This is a genomic window from Pontibacter ruber (genome assembly GCF_023630205.1).
Taxonomy (GTDB): Bacteria; Bacteroidota; Bacteroidia; order Cytophagales; family Hymenobacteraceae; genus Pontibacter; species Pontibacter ruber.
In genome coordinates, this window is the sequence record NZ_JALPRR010000003.1 from 241,145 (window position 1) to 258,091 (window position 16,947).

Annotated in this window: 16 protein-coding genes; 8 read left to right on the plus strand and 8 right to left on the minus strand. The window is 47.1% G+C overall.

Annotation, left to right across the window (positions count from 1 at the left end):
• Nucleotides 1–7 precede the first annotated feature (7 nt).
• Nucleotides 8–2,983 carry a type III restriction-modification system endonuclease gene (locus MJ611_RS12910; RefSeq protein WP_250430229.1) on the plus strand — a complete coding sequence of 992 codons (2,976 nt, stop codon included), beginning with the start codon at nucleotides 8–10 and terminating at the stop codon, nucleotides 2,981–2,983.
• Nucleotides 2,984–3,036: 53 nt separating this feature from the next.
• A complete protein-coding gene (locus MJ611_RS12915; protein WP_250430230.1) occupies nucleotides 3,037–3,312 on the plus strand; it encodes a hypothetical protein in 276 nt (91 codons plus the stop codon).
• Between the two features lie 60 nt (nucleotides 3,313–3,372).
• Here the strand turns inward: MJ611_RS12915 and MJ611_RS12920 are convergent, their stop codons facing one another.
• Complete coding sequence (locus MJ611_RS12920) at nucleotides 3,373–4,857, minus strand: site-specific integrase (RefSeq protein WP_250430231.1); 1,485 nt, start codon at nucleotides 4,855–4,857, stop codon at nucleotides 3,373–3,375.
• A 618-nt stretch (nucleotides 4,858–5,475) separates the two neighbouring features.
• Here MJ611_RS12920 and MJ611_RS12925 point away from each other — a divergent pair.
• The 4 genes from MJ611_RS12925 (at nucleotide 5,476) to MJ611_RS12940 (ending at nucleotide 8,747) form a co-directional block, all read left to right on the plus strand.
• On the plus strand, nucleotides 5,476–5,934 hold the full coding sequence (locus MJ611_RS12925) for a hypothetical protein (RefSeq protein WP_250430232.1): 459 nt from the start codon (nucleotides 5,476–5,478) through the stop codon (nucleotides 5,932–5,934).
• Nucleotides 5,935–6,232: 298 nt separating this feature from the next.
• Nucleotides 6,233–6,643 (plus strand): hypothetical protein, encoded by a 411-nt coding sequence (locus MJ611_RS12930; RefSeq protein WP_250430233.1) that lies wholly within the window; start codon nucleotides 6,233–6,235, stop codon nucleotides 6,641–6,643.
• Nucleotides 6,644–6,769: 126 nt separating this feature from the next.
• Nucleotides 6,770–7,720: an NAD(+) diphosphatase gene (gene nudC / locus MJ611_RS12935; RefSeq protein WP_250430234.1), complete on the plus strand. Its 951-nt coding sequence runs from the start codon at nucleotides 6,770–6,772 to the stop codon at nucleotides 7,718–7,720.
• 142 nt (nucleotides 7,721–7,862) lie between these two features.
• Nucleotides 7,863–8,747 carry a carboxypeptidase-like regulatory domain-containing protein gene (locus tag MJ611_RS12940; protein WP_250430235.1) on the plus strand — a complete coding sequence of 295 codons (885 nt, stop codon included), beginning with the start codon at nucleotides 7,863–7,865 and terminating at the stop codon, nucleotides 8,745–8,747.
• Nucleotides 8,748–8,753: 6 nt separating this feature from the next.
• Here the strand turns inward: MJ611_RS12940 and MJ611_RS12945 are convergent, their stop codons facing one another.
• From MJ611_RS12945 to MJ611_RS12970, 6 genes are all read right to left on the minus strand, one after another.
• The gene (locus tag MJ611_RS12945; protein WP_250430236.1) at nucleotides 8,754–9,179 is read right to left on the minus strand and encodes a c-type cytochrome; all 426 of its coding nucleotides are present in this window, start codon (nucleotides 9,177–9,179) and stop codon (nucleotides 8,754–8,756) included.
• Nucleotides 9,157–9,819 (minus strand): SCO family protein, encoded by a 663-nt coding sequence (locus tag MJ611_RS12950; RefSeq protein WP_250430237.1) that lies wholly within the window; start codon nucleotides 9,817–9,819, stop codon nucleotides 9,157–9,159. The genes MJ611_RS12945 and MJ611_RS12950 overlap by 23 nt, the downstream gene beginning before the upstream one ends.
• A complete protein-coding gene (locus MJ611_RS12955; RefSeq protein ID WP_250430238.1) occupies nucleotides 9,806–10,234 on the minus strand; it encodes a hypothetical protein in 429 nt (142 codons plus the stop codon). The genes MJ611_RS12950 and MJ611_RS12955 overlap by 14 nt, the downstream gene beginning before the upstream one ends.
• A 50-nt stretch (nucleotides 10,235–10,284) precedes the next feature.
• Nucleotides 10,285–11,214: a phosphate/phosphite/phosphonate ABC transporter substrate-binding protein gene (locus MJ611_RS12960; protein ID WP_250430239.1), complete on the minus strand. Its 930-nt coding sequence runs from the start codon at nucleotides 11,212–11,214 to the stop codon at nucleotides 10,285–10,287.
• Nucleotides 11,215–11,329: 115 nt separating this feature from the next.
• The gene (locus MJ611_RS12965; protein ID WP_250430240.1) at nucleotides 11,330–11,755 is read right to left on the minus strand and encodes a DUF2267 domain-containing protein; all 426 of its coding nucleotides are present in this window, start codon (nucleotides 11,753–11,755) and stop codon (nucleotides 11,330–11,332) included.
• A gap of 226 nt (nucleotides 11,756–11,981) precedes the next feature.
• A complete protein-coding gene (locus MJ611_RS12970) occupies nucleotides 11,982–12,311 on the minus strand; it encodes a DMT family protein (protein ID WP_250430241.1) in 330 nt (109 codons plus the stop codon).
• A 148-nt stretch (nucleotides 12,312–12,459) separates the two neighbouring features.
• Here MJ611_RS12970 and MJ611_RS12975 point away from each other — a divergent pair, with 148 nt between their 5' ends.
• Together MJ611_RS12975 and gyrB are read left to right on the plus strand one after the other, a co-directional pair.
• Entirely contained in the window at nucleotides 12,460–13,107 is a 648-nt protein-coding gene (locus tag MJ611_RS12975; RefSeq protein ID WP_250430242.1) for an SIMPL domain-containing protein, read from the plus strand.
• Nucleotides 13,108–13,478: 371 nt separating this feature from the next.
• A complete protein-coding gene (gene gyrB, locus MJ611_RS12980) occupies nucleotides 13,479–15,440 on the plus strand; it encodes a DNA topoisomerase (ATP-hydrolyzing) subunit B (protein ID WP_250430243.1) in 1,962 nt (653 codons plus the stop codon).
• 84 nt (nucleotides 15,441–15,524) lie between these two features.
• On the opposite strand, the gene MJ611_RS12985 is transcribed toward gyrB, so the two are convergent.
• Nucleotides 15,525–16,892 carry an alginate export family protein gene (locus MJ611_RS12985; RefSeq protein ID WP_250430244.1) on the minus strand — a complete coding sequence of 456 codons (1,368 nt, stop codon included), beginning with the start codon at nucleotides 16,890–16,892 and terminating at the stop codon, nucleotides 15,525–15,527.
• Between the last annotated feature and the right edge of the window lie 55 nt (nucleotides 16,893–16,947).

Consider the following 16,947-nt stretch of genomic DNA (forward strand, 5'->3'; position numbering starts at 1 on the left):
GTGAAGTATGAAAATTAAATTTGAGGATAAGCTGGACTACCAGCAGGAAGCTATTGCAGCTATCACCGGCATATTCGAGGGCCAGGAGACTTGTCGCACTAACTTCAGCATTACCCCACAGGCCACTGGTCAAGCAAACTTGTACCAATCTGATCTAGGAGTAGGAAATAAGCTAACGTTGCTGGAGGATGAATTGCTAAGGAACGTTCAGGGTATTCAAACTCGATTTGGGCAGAAACAAACAAAGAAGCTGGACAAAAAGGACCTGCACTTTTCAGTGGAGATGGAAACCGGCACGGGAAAAACGTACGTCTACCTGCGCACCATTTTTGAGCTGAACAAGGCCTACGGATTTACTAAGTTTATCATCGTAGTGCCTTCCATTGCTATCAAAGAAGGTACAAACAAGTCGCTACAGATTACGAAAGAGCATTTTAAGGGACTGTACGATAATATCAACTACGACTTCTTCACTTACGACTCACAGAAGCTAGAGCAGGTGCGCAGTTTTGCTACTAACGACTATGTTCAGGTCATGGTCATCAACATCGATGCTTTCCGAAAGAGCTTTACTGACCCAGACAAGGAAACCAAAGCCAACATCATCCATCGTACAAACGATAAGTTGAGCGGTTACAGGCCCATTGACTTTATTCGGGAGACAAGTCCTATTGTTATAATCGATGAGCCACAGAGCGTGGACGCTACGCCCAAGTCGAAAGAGGCTATCCGTAGCTTAAACCCACTGTGCACACTGCGTTACTCAGCTACACACCGCGAGAAGCACAACCTTATGTACCGTCTAGACTCTGTAGATGCTTACGAGCGCAAGCTAGTGAAGCAGATAGAGGTAGCCTCGCTGGAGGTACAAAACTTCCACAACCAAGCTTATATTAAGCTCCTGAAGGTAGACAGCAAAAAGTCCCCAACTACAGCCACAGTAGAGATAGACATTAACCAGGGAGGTAAAGTCAAACGTGTAACGAAGGTGGTGAAGCAAAACACCGACCTGATGGAGCTAACCAAGCGTGATGTGTATGAAGGCTACATCCTGAAAGACATATACTGTGCACCTGGCAACGAGTACATCGATTTTACTAGTCAGCAACACGAAGTGCGTTTAGGTAAGGCTATTGGGACAGTAGATGAAGATGTGTACAAACGCCAGCAAATCCGGAAGACTATTGAGGAGCACCTGGAGAAGGAGATACGGCTTAACCCTAGAGGTATCAAGGTGCTTAGCTTATTCTTCATTGATAAAGTAACTAACTACCGCACCTACGACGCTGACGGAAACCCGCAGAAGGGGAAGTATGCCGTCATGTTCGAAGAGGAGTATAAGAAGCTGATCAGCAGCACTAAGTATCACTCGTTGTTCGGTGAAATAAAAGATAAAGATGAGCTAGCTGCTGCCGTACACGACGGATATTTTTCCGTTGATAATAAAGGGAAGGCAAAAGATACGAAAGGTGATACTTCTGCTGACGATGATACTTATAGCCTCATCATGCGGGATAAGGAGCGTCTCCTGAGTTTTGATACGAAGCTGCGTTTCATCTTCTCCCACTCAGCACTAAAAGAAGGCTGGGATAATCCAAACGTGTTTCAGATCTGTACGTTGAACGAAACTAGCTCTGAGATGAAGAAGCGCCAGGAGATCGGCCGTGGCCTTCGTCTGGCGGTTAACCAAGATGGAGAGCGTGTCCGGGGCTTTGAGGTGAATACACTGACGGTTATGGCAAATGAGTCTTACCAGGACTTTGTAGACGCGCTACAGAAGGAGATAGCCGAAGAGGAGGGTATACGTTTTGGTGTAGTGGAGGACCATACCTTTGCTAACATCGTTACCGGTACTGACGAGGATGACCAACCAACTTATTTAGGACAAGAGGCTTCAGAGAAGTTCTACGGCTATTTGCTGCGCAAGGGGTACGTTGACCTTAAAGGTAAAGTACAGGACGATCTACGCCATGATCTGCGCGAGAACAAGGTAGAGGTGCCGGAGGAGTACGAACACGTAAAGCCACAGATCATTCGACAGCTGAAGAAGATTGCAGGAAACCTGAATATTAAAAATGCTAACGACCGTAAAAAGGTCTCTGTGAACAAAGGTGTCTTGCTCAGTCCGGAATTTGAACAGCTTTGGAGCCGGATCAAGTATAAAACTACGTTTTCTGTTGACTTCGACTCCGATAAGCTAGTGCAAAAATGTGTGGAAGCCATGCAGAACCAGCTGGTGGTTGGTAAAGGCAAGTTCATATTCAAGAAAGCACTGACGGAAGCATCTAAAGGTGGTCTAAGCGCTAAGGAGATACATGAGTCAGCATCCCTAATAGAGCAGCAGTCACAGCCGCTTCCGGACATCGTGAGTTATCTGCAGAACGAGACGCACCTAACTCGCAAATCCATTGTAGACATCCTGATAAAGAGCGGTAAGTTAGACATGTTCAAGAACAACCCTCAGCGCTTTATCGACGAGGTGATCGACATCATCCGGACGCAGATGCGCCACTTCATCGTGGACGGTATCAAGTATGAAAAGCTTGGTGATCAGGAAGTATATACACAGGAGTTATTTGAGAACGAAGAGCTATTCGGTCACCTTAGATCCGATATGGTGGAAAGTACCAAATCACCATACGACTACGTGATCTACGATTCTGCCATTGAAGCCAACATGGCACAGCACTTTGAAAACAGCGCTAACGTGAAAGTATATGCGAAGCTACCAGCCTGGTTCAAAATCGACACACCACTAGGTACCTATAACCCAGATTGGGCGGTACTGTGGGATAACGAAGGTCAAGAGAAGTTATACTTCGTGGTAGAAACCAAAGGTGCGTTGTCGTGGGAGTTCCTGCGTCCAGCAGAGAAAGCCAAAATCGAGTGCGGCCGGAAGCATTATAAAGCCCTCAGCGATGACATAGGTTTTGAAGTGGCAGAGAGCTTTGAGACGTTTAGCGATAAGGTACTGGCTGGATGAATCCTTTTTATATGATAGTAAGTAATATAGCTTTATCACATATCAAAAATTTCATGGATACTAAGGAAAGAGCAGAAGATGGTATACTACAACTTCACAAAAGGTTAGATGAGTTAGAAGACAAAGAACGTAGGTTAGCTGTTTCACCCAAGTTAAGCGATAAACAGGAAGTTTTAGATTTTGCTCAGGATCTATACAACGATACCTTGTCATATCAAAGGGGATACTCAAGATTTAACGATAACTCAGATATCGTGAATTATGTAGACCAGGCAAATCATTTGGAAACAGCTGTTTCAAAAATTATGCTAAAACTTCGGAAGAAGTAACCTCCTGCTACCTCATGTTAAAACGAAAGCCACCTGTGAGTGGCTTTCGTTTTTATCAAACTAGGCAACGCATAGCAGTGCTTTTTTCCTCTCTATTTTATTTGTTAGGTGATTCGTCTTCAACTTCAAGTACTTCATCAGTTCCTTGTCTGATTTTGTACCAATGATCTCTTTTATATCCCGAAGTTCCAAACCAAAATCATACATATAGGAAACGAACCCTCGCCGGTTACAGTGACTTGTATATAATTCCGCAAACGTATGTTGAGTAACGAAAGCTTCCTTCAGTTTGTACCTAGTAATGGTTATTGGGTGTTGGTGAATATTATTATGATTGCAAAATTCTGCCATTATAATCTTGATGGTCCGGTTGTACTCAACCTCTGAGAACAAGTTCATATCATAATTATACTTTAATAGTATTTCTAAAACTCTGTCGTCTACGTTGAGTGGTACCTTGAATTGATTTTTAGTTTTTTGGGTCCTTCCAAGTAGGTAATTGTTAACGAAACGAAACCCCTTTGCCTTCCTAACATCACTTATGCGTAAGCCGGTGAAAAAGCTAAATACAGTGAAATCGATGTATTTCTGATAATTGTTTGCATCGTTGTGTACCCGGTTTTTCGGCTTGTATTCCCATAGTAGGTCGATGTCTTCTTTTGATAGACAAACGATTTCTTTTTCCTCTTCCACTACTTTAAAACCCTTGTATCTCCTGTCAACCGCCACAAGTTTATTAACTTCTACCCAGTTCAAGAACGTTTTGAGTTTGCTGATGTGTCTGCCAAACGTATTATTAAAATAGTCATGACCTTCTGGATTCATCAAATATGAAGCGTAGGTGTTGTAGAACTTCTCATCCAATGTCTGCAAATCAAACGTTAATCCTGCTTTCTTCGCCTCTTTGGATTGTGTAAAACCGACAAACGTATTGGCCCACGATCTGAGCTGTCTATCTGTACCGGAAAGTTTGTTACAACCATGCTTCGCTTTCATCTGAAGCGGTATACCCGTTTTAAGCTCAATGTACTCATAAAGCAGATCCAGCATCATCGGTTTAACAGCCGTTGCTTCAATTAATGGCTCTGGTAATGCACCTGCGTGACGTAAGTTTTTGCGCTCCCTCCTTTTTAGAATTTCTATTTGAGCCTCCAGCTGTTCGATTTCGGATCTGTGCTTTTTTGCCTGTTCCAAGAAGAGTGGCCGGTTTACCTCAGCGTCCTGTTTTAACTTATTCTTCCAATAGATATGATGTGCGTAATGTCCTTTTATTTCTTCTACAGTAGGCTCTATACCCAGCTTAATACATTTATTGCTCAATAACTCGAGTGCGCTGAATTCATCGTTAATGACTTTATTTATATCAGTACTCTCTGCGTATTTGAAGTCTAGCCGGTTTCTCTTCTTATCCCACTTCTTCAAGTCGATGGTTATGCCTAGTGGGAAAGGGTGTGAAGTTCGGGCGTAAGTATAACGTATTGTAACGTTTGCCTTCGTTTTATCCTTATTAGGCCTGAGGTGAATGGTTAGTCCAGGTTTTTTCATCGGTTTCTACTTAGTTGAGTTTATAATAATTTCCATCTATATAAACACCGCGCAATATTCGACTGTTCAAATAGACTAAGAGGTTATTTTTAAACTATGTTCAACATCGTGTACATCACCTGGATAAAATGTGACCTAGAAGCATTAAAAAGGCCTTTTTTTATATGTTTTATATCCAAACGGGATCACTTGAAATCTGAAAAGCGCCTGTAAATCATGATTTACAGGCGCTTTTGTTTATGGCTTTATGCTTCCATAGTTGCCTAATCAAGTAGTTGCCTAATCAAGTCTGCTTCAACCTGCTTTCGTATCTGTATACAAAGTATAATCTGGATCCGCCTTTATAGGAGAGGCATTTCAAATCAGTAGTAAAAAGTTAGCACCTAAAATAAAGCAGAGCCTTATTTTCTATGTCTCCTCCCTGATATTACTATACTCGAAATACGCAACTCCTAGTGCCAGGTATTCTTTAGAACTGTACATATGACTAGTATGATTCTTGTAAGCAAGTATTGGATAAGTACAAAATTAAAGAGGAGTATAAAAGTAAAAACCATCTCCTGAATTATACTTAAATTTGCACTCCGAAAAAGGAACTTATACATCCTATATAGTTGTATGAAGACTACTACATGCGTCTGCACAACTATATTAATTACGCCACGAATGGTACTGTTTGAGAACAGCATTTTAAAATTAAATTACAATCCGGCCACAGATATTCTTGAGGTGGAGTACCCCGATCTGCACGATTTCCTTCTTCCCGAGATCAAACATTCGATCACGCAGATGATAGAGGTTATCAAGAACTACGATGTGAAACGATTGCTTCTGGACTCAACTAAAACGCTTATTGCCGTAAGCGAAGCTGAAAGCAGGGAAGTGGCTGTATTTTTGGCTGGTGCCTTAACAAAAACGCGTGTTCTGAAAGTAGCACGGGTACAGTCGCCGAGCTCCACTATTGAAAAGACCGCACAAAATAATATCCGCCATATAAAGGCTCAATCACTATCATATCAACTGCAAAACTTTACCAGCAAAGCCGACGCCGTAGCCTGGTTGAGGGAGCAGGCATAATTATAACCTTACTCAGCACGACGAGTGCTTTATTGCTGATTTTAGCTTTTCAATAATTGAGATTGCCGTAGTTAAAGAAGATAAATTCAGCAGTTGTAGTATGGTTTTGCGTAAGCGGTTCTATAGAGAATTCATCATTCCTAATCGCCCGGATCAGTTTGCTGGATGCATCTAATCAAAAGTATGTCGCTTGTGACCAGTTGGAGCAATATGGATATACAGCCTGCACCTGAAGCACGCATACAGCTTCGGGTTGGTTTTTAACTAATTTTGTCCACTACTTTTTAGTTAGCTAGATATGATCATATTCAGTAACGGATTGATAACGCTGGACTACGAGCCTGCCACAGATATACTTTCTGTTGCCTTGCCAGATATCCGGAACTTCGGGACCACCGAAGTAGAGCGTTCGCTGGAGATCATTGTAGAAAGTATTACAAATTACGATGTCAAGAAGCTGTTGCTTAACTCCAGCAAAGCGATCATCGAGGTAGAAGACGTCGTCTACAGGAATATTATCATGAAGTTTAGTTCGGACCTGATGAAAACCCGTTTGAAGTACCTGGCCAGGGTCGGCAGCAACATGGAAGAGCAAGAGAAACGGGCCAACAAGGTGGCAGAAGAAGTCAGGTATGTTACAAACACCTCGATAACATTCAGAAACTTTACCGATAACTCCGAGGCAATGGAGTGGCTGTTGAAGCAATAACTTAGCTTGCCGGAGACAGGCCAGAGCAGTGAGTAAAGTATAAATTACATGCCGATCAGCATGTGTAATCGTTTTTACATACTTTGTTGATTTTCCCCTACAGATAAACGCTGTCAGAATAGACCGATGAACTTCTTTAGCGACAACATCCTGAACCGACACAGCGAACTCCGTACGAATGCAGCCTTCATCCAGGGTAAGTTGTCAGCTGATACTACCCGTTTTATATTAGTGTGTGATAACAAAAGCCTGGTGCTTTCAGGTGAAAAGCCGAAGGCAGCCTTGTTACAGCGGCACGAACTGGGCGATCTGCTGGAGCAAGCAGGCCTGCAGGTGTTCTTAGGCGTAGAGGACGAGGTTGCTTATTTCGCGTTGGGCCTCGATGGCATGCAGGACCAGGTAGAAACGCAGCTCGGGCAGGCGTACACGTTTACAGACCTTAAAACGGTGGCCCTCCAAATGCCCCGCAAGCAAAGTGCCCTGCTGGCGTATGCCCGTGCCATGGTGCACTGGAACCTGCGCCACCTGTTCTGTGCCGACTGCGGCAACCCCACCCAATCCTCCGAAGCAGGGCACGTCCGGAAGTGCAAGCAGGAAGGATGCGGCAAGTCGCATTTTCCGCGCACTGATACAGCCGTTATTGTTCTGATCTCGGAAGGAGATGCCTGCCTGCTGGGGCGGGGTGCTGCGTGGCCGGAAGGCAGGTACGCAACCGTGGCCGGTTTCCTGGAGCCCGGCGAGACACTGGAGCAGGCAGTAGCCCGCGAAGCACAGGAAGAAACAGGCGTAGCCTTGGAAAGTATAAGGTACCATTCCTCGCAGCCCTGGCCTTTTCCGGCTTCTATTATGGTAGGGTTTATGGCCACCGCCAGCAACAGGCACCTGCAGGTAGATTATACAGAACTGGAAGATGCCCGCTGGTTTACACGGGACGAGATTGTGGAAGGCCTGCAAAACGGCACTTTGATCCTGCCGCCACGCGTATCAATTTCCTACAACCTCATCAGGGATTGGTTTGATCAGCTGCCGGGATATCAGTTAGAGAAGTTCCTGAGGCAGGAGCAAGGTGGCTGGTAACGTATAGATCTGCCCAAGTATAAATTCCTCTTGCGCCTCGGCTGCCAGAATGCAGCGCAGACCAGAGTATGTGCACAAATACTCAGTACGAAGCAACCTGCAGCTTCTTTCTGGGGTCGTCTGATAAAGTCACCCTAACCTCATGGAAAGAAGCATCTTCCTCATTCTTTTGTGCTGCGCCTTCTGCAGCAACCTGTTTGCACAAAGTATAAAGTTGCAAGGCAAAGTGATCAACTCGGATACCGGGCAGCCGGTTGCCTATACTTCGATAGGCGTTGTGGGCAAGGAACTGGGTACTGTCGCCAATGCCCTGGGCGAATTCCGGTTTAGTGTAACTCCTGAAAGTATAAATGATGCGGACAGTGTAGTCATCTCCAGTGTTGGATTCAACAGGCATGTAATGCCGGTCTCGGAGTTACAGAAAGGAGGCGTAACGATAAAGCTAACCCCGCAAGCTGTAACACTGAAAGAAGTGGCAGTGAGGCCTCAGAAGCTAAAATCTAAGGTACTGGGAAAGAACGACCGGGAGTACCTTACGCATTCGGTATACTTTACTACTTATGAAACTATAGATGACAAGCTGGGCAGGGAGATGGGAAACATCATCGCACTGAAAAAGGGATGTTTTGTAAACGACTTTAACTTTTATGTCTCCTACAACCAGTTTAAAAGTATAAAATTCAGGTTGAACCTGTACAGCGTAGCAGACGGCATGCCCGGCCAGACCTTGCTGAAAGAAGACATCATCTTTGACGTGAAAGACCAGCAGAAAGGTTGGGTGAAAGTAGACCTCCGCAAGTATAAGCTCCGCTTTGAGAACCTGGATAAAGTAGCCGTAACCATGCAGTGGCTGGAAAGTATAGCCGCTGACGAAAAGAGCAAGTTCTTTGGGTTCTCCACAGCCATATCGGCAGCGCACAAAGCCGTACGGCGCGAAAAGAGCGAAGCGCCTTGGCAGAAAAGCAGTACCTACCACAGCATGTACTTCAACGCCGACTGCTACAAAGATACCGAAGCTGCCGATTAAGATCTGCTACTCGAGCAGGTGGCGGCATTTGTCGAGCTGTTTCTCCACTTCCTGTATGGTGAAGCGCTCGTTGCTGTTGCCAAAGTTCGTTTGTATGTAGTTCAGGATGTTGGTGATCTGGCCTTTGTTCAGGTGCTCCGCTCCGGGCATAACATGATTGTAAGTAACCCCGTTCACTACAATTTCGCCCTGTTGCCCGTGCTGAATGATGCAGGCCAGGTCGTCGCGGTGGCTCACCAGGTAATCGGCTTTAGCCAGAGGTGGAATCAGGTTGCGCAGGCCGCTGCCGTCGTCCATGTGGCAGTTGGCGCAATGCTGCGCATACAGGCGCTCCCCCTCGTTCTGTTTGTTGGTGAAACACTGGGTAAGGGTAGTGAGCACCGCCGCGCCTGCCACCATGCCCAATAGCCTATTTCTTTTGATGCTGCTCATTCAGTAACACCGGTATATCTTTCAGAAGCTTATCCACCTGATCGGGTTGTGTGCCGTCGTAAACACCGCGAATGTGGCGGTTCTGGTCTACAAGTATAAAAGCACCACTGTGCACAAAGCCGCCGGCTTCCTGCTCGTCCTCCATGGCAGTTACCATGTACTTCTGGGCAATGCTGTAGATGCTGTCTTTTTCGCCGGTCACAAAATGCCATTTATCGCTGCTAACGTTCAGGCGTTCTGCATACTCTTTCAGTACCGCCACAGTATCATGTTTCGGGTCGATGGTGTGGGAGAGAAGTACCACCTGCGGGTTATCTTTATACTGTTCGTACACGCGCAGCATCTGGCTTTTCATTTTCGGGCAGATGGTAGGGCAGGTGGTAAAGAAGAAATCCGTTACGTAGATCTTTCCTTCAAATGTTTTGGCGGTAACCTGCTGGCTGTCCTGGTCGGTAAAGGAGAAATCCGGAATTTGTTGATACACAGTGTCCGCAACCATTTTACCGTTAACTTCCTGCTCCACCACATCGCGGTGCCCAAGTATTGGCAGGGTGGCTTCGGATTCGTTGCCGGAGCAGGCATACAAGGCGGCAGAGGCAGCTAATGCAAGTATAAATTGCCTGATGTTATTGCTGTTCATGTTGTTGAAGGGTGTTTCGGGCAGCGGTAATGGTGCTGTCCATTAAGTGTTTAACACGTTCCATTTTAGTTTGTTCCTGCTGCAGGTATTTTATGGCTTCCTGGGGCGGCTGCTCCTCGGCAGGAGCCTTGTACTGCCGCATCCAACTCATCATCGCTTCGTCGGCTATTTCGAGCTGCCCGATCTCGCGAGTGAGTTGTTGCGTGGTGGCCGTGTTCTTTGTATTGGCAGCAAGGGAATCGCGCAGGCTGGTAAGCTCACGGCGCAGCGTATAGATGGTACCCATTTCGGCCATGGCCTTGTCATGTAAAGCCATCACATCAGCCTCCAGTTTCTCTCTCTGTTCTGCCTCTGATGGTCCGCTCAGGCAAGCTGTAAAAAGCAGAAGCAACAGGCATAGCAATCTTCTAGTCATAGTTCTTAAAGGTTAATGTATGCCAGCCAGAAACTGTCAAACCTTTATACTTACTGAATGTAGGCTTGGAGCAGGCGCCTGAAATCCTTTTTATTGCCGGCTAAATTGCTGATATACTTGTAATAATCCTTCGTTACCGGTACGTATTTGTCTGCGTCCCGGGCTTCGGTCCAGGCACGTTTTATCTGCAGCACGGCTTCCGGGTTCTTCTTATGCACCTTAAGCAACGCTTTCCGTAGTTTACGCTGATCTTTTACAGGCATTGTAGTTTTGCATACCACCGGGCCCAGCGGTATTTCTTCTGATTTCCAGATCAGGTTTACATCCCCTTCTTTCAGTTGGCCGCTCTCCAGCATTTTATAGTACTCCATGATGCCAAATGCACCTAGGTCAGAGTTGCCGGTTTTTACATCCAGCAGCGTGTTGGCGTGGCTGTTCAGGTAATGCACTTCATTAAACTGCTCTTCCGGGTTGTTCAACCCAAGTGAGTTCAGGTATAGCCGGGGGAGCAGGTTGCCTGAGGTAGAGTACTGGCCGGCAAACGTGATGTTATACTTATGTGCGTTATAAACCAGATCGTCTGTGCTGCGGATACTAGACTTTCTGCTGGCCACCAGGCAGGAGCCGTACAACCCATGCTTTTCGGCAGGTACTTCCAATGTAGCCAGCGGCACCATACTTTGTACCGGATCGGTTTGTAGAAGTAAATAGCCGAAGGTGTTCACAAAAGCCACATCCACGTTCCCGGCGCGAATCTGCTCGATCAGTTCCTTGATGGTTGCAAAGCTTTGCAAGCGAACGCTTGCCCCGATCTTGTTGGCAAGGTATTCGGACATGGGCCTGATGTTGGCCAGGCGGTCGTTGTCGCCATAGGTATAGGTGGCGAACACCAGTTCTTTCTGCTGCGAGGCTGGCTGACCAGACACTGCTGTTGCCAGCAGTAGAAAGCTGAGCAAGAAAAACACCTGTAATTTTTTCATAGTAGTTGTAGGATGAGTGCAGGTATCGTGATTGCAAAGCTAGCGTATTTATTGCTGGGCAGAAAAGCAAAAAGCCTGAACTTGTCAGGCTTTTTATAATGGTAGTTATTATGGTTTAAACCGGTACAACAATCTCAGAATGAAGTGCGTGCTCTATCTGCAGGTACTGGCCTTCCGAAATATGATCGCGCAAGAAACGCATTACGTCCATAAAGGCATAGTGCACGTGGTCCAGGGTCGGGAAGTCGCCGTTTTCGGCAAAAGCATCTTTAGAGCGGATAAACTCCAGCCATTCTTCTTCGTGACGGATCCTAACAGGCTCGTGCAGCGAGAAGCCGTCGAAGTAAATACCTTTCCATACTACAGGTAATTGGGCTGCCAGGTGTATGGCCTCGCCTGGCTGTATGCGGTCCCGGATGGCGTGCAGCACTGACCGGAATATACGTGCGCTCTTGGCTTCATCTTCTATGCCCAGGTACTGGCAAAGCTCGTGTAACCATGTTTTTGCTTCCTTGTGATAATTCTCAAAGTTCATTGACATGTTTACCTCCTTTTTAATAAATTGAAACATAACAACCTCTATTACTAACGATGCTGGTATAGGAGGGTTATGGATAAACCTGTAAGAAGTATAAGTATTGCGTGAAGGCTTGTGCGTAACTGGTAATCCGCAGTTTGGTAGCTCGCAGCGGCTCTGCAGGACAAGTATACAGCAGAAGATCAGACCAGGCTCTCTCCTGAACAAACAACGAATTAGCAAGCAACGATTACCACTTCCTGAACACAAAGAACACGGCAGCCAGAATAAGTATAAAGCCGACGATGTAATTCCATTTCACTTCCTCGCGCAGGTAGAGTACGGAAAAGCCGATGAACACCACCAAGGTAATTACCTCCTGAATGGTTTTGAGTTGAAAAGCGGTAAACTGCCCATGCCCGATGCGGTTGGCCGGAACCTGAAAGCAGTACTCGAAAAAAGCGATCAGCCAGCTTACCAGAATCACTTTCCAGAGCGAAACATCCTTGAATTTAAGGTGGCCGTACCAGGCGAAGGTCATAAAGATATTGGAGATCAGTAGAAGTATAATCGTTCTCATAGCATACAGCGAAACTGCAAATTTCTTCTTTTTCTATTAGCCAACCTTCGTTTAGCTCCACAATTTTTAAGATCCATAGAAGTAGCAGCAGAAGCTATTTGGCATGATTCTCGTTAGTAAAATACTATATAGCACATCCCTCTAAACTATGAAAAATTTATACTTGAAGCACCTGGTACTTGTCTTTGTACTTGGGGCGCTGAGCAGCTGCGAAAACCAGACAATTACCGGAGGCGAGCAGAATTACCTGGAGGTGATCGGGGAGCATGAACAGACCTACGAAGAGGCAGGTTACCGGATTAACCTGGCTTACAACGGGCCGCTGAGCATGCGCGACCGGTTTCAGCAGTGGGCCGACTCGCTGCAGCAGAAGCACCCGGGTATGGTGAAGGTAAACGATAATCTTTTTGTAAACTACATGCCCGAGCAAATGGACAAGAAGATCAGCAGGAGCATGTTCCAGGTAGGGGTAACGTATAACCTGTACGTGGCTGATACGGCTGTCTACAATCAGATTACCCGCGATGCACTCCGGAGCGGTTTTCCCTTTAGCATCAACGTGACGGGTACTTACATGAGCCCTGCCCGTAAGATAGCGCTCCAGAAAGACATGATGCAGAAGGCACTCGATAATGCCAAAACCAAACTCGATTACCTGAGCCGCGCTTCCGGTAACCGCGCCTATACGATTGTAGGGGTAGAGGAACTTGACGCCAATGTGCCTTTTGGTCCGGAATATTACGATTATAACCGCCGCGCTGTATCCAGGCTCAAAGTTAAGGCAAGGCTGGAGTAGCGCTATAAATTAAATTGGTAATTGGCCAAGAAGAAACATGTGTCCAGACCTGCTGTTTTCAGCTTTTGATTCACGGCACCAATTCGTAGTTCGTAACTCCTGATTTGTATTTTAACTAGTTCTTTTTTCTGTTTTTATAGGATTGAAAAGCTGCCTGTAACAGGGCGGCTTTTTTGTGTTTTTTATAGTGCAGTGTCTTGATAAAGAGGCACTAAAGCGGTTGTAGGTTTGTTTATACTTAGATGCGTAGGTATAGACGCTATACCTACCTGCAGGTGACCGCGATTTCTACTGAAACGACAGGCACGAAAAGTATAGCTAAAACAAAATAAAAGTGGTAATTTTACCTAATAATCTATCTTTTGATACACATGAGTGAAGTGGAAGAAAAACAATTGCATAACAATTATTCAGCAGATAGTATTCAGGTATTGGAAGGACTGGAAGCCGTACGCAAACGTCCTGCCATGTACATCGGCGATATCGGTATCAAGGGCCTGCACCACTTGGTGTGGGAGGTTGTAGACAACTCTATTGACGAAGCTCTGGCCGGTCATTGCGACGAGATCAACGTTTCCATCAACCCGGACAACTCGGTTACAGTGTCTGACAACGGACGTGGTATCCCGACAGATTTCCACCAGAAAGAAGGCCGCTCGGCGCTGGAGGTAGTACTTACGGTACTGCACGCAGGTGGTAAGTTCGATAAAGATACCTACAAGGTTTCCGGTGGTTTGCACGGTGTGGGTGTGTCGTGCGTTAACGCGCTCTCTACGGACCTGCACGTAACCGTACACCGCAACGGCAAGATCTTTGAACAGCATTATAACATAGGCGTACCGGCCTACCCGGTGCGCGAAATTGGTGAAACAGAACGTACGGGTACTACGGTACAGTTTAAGCCGGACGATTCCATCTTCACCACCACAGAGTATAAGTACGATACCATTGCCAGCCGTCTGCGCGAACTTGCGTTCCTCAACAAAGGCATTCGTATCAACCTGCAGGACCTACGCGAACTCAACGAAGAAGGCCAGCCACTGCATACAGACTCGTTCTACTCGGAAGGTGGTCTGAAGGAGTTTGTTGCCTACCTGGATGAGACACGCGAGAACCTGATCCCGGAGCCGATCCATGTGGAGAGCGAGAAAAACGGCGTGCCCGTAGAGATTGCCCTGCAGTATAACACCTCTTATACCGAGAACATTTTCTCGTATGTAAACAACATCAACACCATTGAAGGTGGTACGCACGTAGCCGGTTTCCGCCGTGCCCTTACCCGTACCCTGAAAGCCTATGCCGAGAAATCGGGTATGCTGGATAAGGTGAAGATCGACATCAACGGCGATGACTTCCGTGAAGGACTGACGGCCGTTATCTCTGTTAAAGTGCAGGAGCCGCAGTTCGAAGGCCAGACCAAAACCAAACTGGGTAACTCCGAAGTTTCCGGTGCGGTGGATGTGGCAGTGGGCGAAATGCTGAGCCAGTTCCTGGAAGAGAATCCGAAAGAAGCCCGTACGATCGTACAGAAAGTTATACTTGCGGCACAGGCTCGTTTTGCTGCCCGGAAGGCGCGCGAGATGGTACAGCGCAAGAGCGTACTTTCCGGCACCAGCTTGCCCGGCAAACTAGCCGACTGCTCTGACAACAACCCGGAGAACTGCGAGATTTACCTCGTGGAGGGTGACTCTGCGGGTGGTTCTGCCAAGCAGGGCCGCGACCGTAAGTTCCAGGCGATCCTGCCGCTGCGCGGTAAGATCCTGAACGTGGAGAAAGCACAGGAGCACCGCATTTACGAAAGCGAAGAGATCAAGAACATGATCACGGCACTGGGTGTAAGTTTTGGTACGCCGGATGACGACAAGGCCCTGAACATGGAGAAGCTTCGTTACCATAGGATCATCATCATGACGGATGCGGACGTGGACGGTTCGCATATCCGAACCCTGATCCTGACGTTCTTCTTCCGTTACATGAAAGAGCTGATCGAGAACGGTTATATCTACATCGCACTTCCTCCGCTTTACTTAGTGAAGAAAGGCAAGGAAGAGCGCTATTGCTGGAGCGAGCAGGACCGCGTGGACGCAATTGCCGAGCTTGGCAAGGGCAGGGACGAAAGCGTTGGCGTACAGCGTTACAAAGGTCTTGGTGAAATGAACCCGGAACAGCTCTGGACAACTACCATGGACCCAAGCGTACGCAGCTTGAAGCAGGTAACCATCGAGTCTGCCGCTGAGGCTGACCACCTGTTCTCGATGCTGATGGGCGATGAAGTAGGCCCACGTCGTGACTTTATTGAGCGCAACGCTAAGTATGCACGCGTAGACGTGTAAGTTTCAGAAGTATACTTTAACAGCGGCGGCTATACTTGCAAAAGTATAGCCGCCGCTGTTTTTAGCTTATAATAGTCGCTTTACCTACTCCTCCTTGTCAATCGCTTTCAGCAGGATCTTTGGCTGTATGTTTACCATCACCCAGCCCCAATCGGCGTAGGTGTCTGAATTGCCTCCCTTCAAGGCTTCCATGGATTTCCCGGCAAATAGGGTGCTGTAGCCCAGCGAGAAGCTTACGCTCTCTGAATGTTTGTATTGGAGTGCGGCGTCCAGTTCCGAGCCCAGGTACTTGTTTGTGGTGGCAGGTAGCTTTTCTGTTGCCGGTATGTTGTGCGCCAGCATAAAGTAATGGTAATCCAGGCCAAGGTTATACTTTGGGTTACTGCTGTAACCAATCTTCAGGTAATTATCCTGAAGGCCTCCGCTCCGGGTATCGGCCGGCACGTTGATGAAATAATCCATGTGGCCGTAGTACTTGTGGTTGGTAGCATACAGCGTATTGAAAGCCCGTACTTTGTTTTGCTGCCCTGCAGCGCCGGACAGGTAATTTACCCCGGCTGTAAACTTAACAGGATTGATGGTATACAGCAGTTCGGCCACACCGAAATACGCTTCTATCGTTTTGCGACTCACATCTGTTCCTGATTGCCTGTACATCGCTCCATTGAACTGCAGCCTGTCTCCTTTTAAGGTCAGATCAAGGCCGTAGGTGTGCCGGAACAGCACATCGTTCAGTGTATCCCTGCTCTGGAAGCCGTCTGTAACATAAAGCCCTGATAGTGTCAGGTTCTCATGCAGCACTTTCCTGGCCCAGGCAAAGCCCAGCACTTTGTAGTTGTTGAGGCTGTAGTTTCGCTTGCTCAGTTGTTCCTTTTCCTGGTTATAGGCGCCGCCAGCATCCAGGCTCCAGCTACCCGTGCGTGCTTTCAGGAGAACCGCATCGTGGCTGCGGGCCTGCTGTGCCCAGTCCACATTGCCAAGTAGCCGGTCATCGTTGTACATCAGCTCCTGCCGACCCAGCTTTACCGAGAAAACATCAGATAACGGGACCTCGGCCCATGCTTCGTGTACCGCCATGGAAGGGATGTCCTTTTGCTGTTCTTCATCTCCCCAAACCCGCACATCCTGCACACTAAACTTCAGCAGCAAACGCTCCTGCTGGTAATCCAGGTTTAGGCGCGACCGTTGCCCGATAAAGAAAGCTGCTTCGCTGTCGTCGGTGGGCAGGGCTTTGTACCCGTTTCGCCATTCTGCCCGCGGTCGCACCTGTGGCGTGAGGTATACTTGTGCGGCAGCAGAGCCTACAGTTAAAAGAAAAAGGATGCTCAGCATCCAAAAGCGCGTTGTAGATTTACTTTCCATACTTTCCGGTTTTAGTTCTGCCGTCGCAACAGGCGGCTTATCGGTAACAAGTACAGCAATATCCAACCCTTCTCGTATGACCAGCGTCATGCCCACGAATGACTTTGATTAGTTTTCAGTTGGGGTAATTTGCAGCCAGTAATAC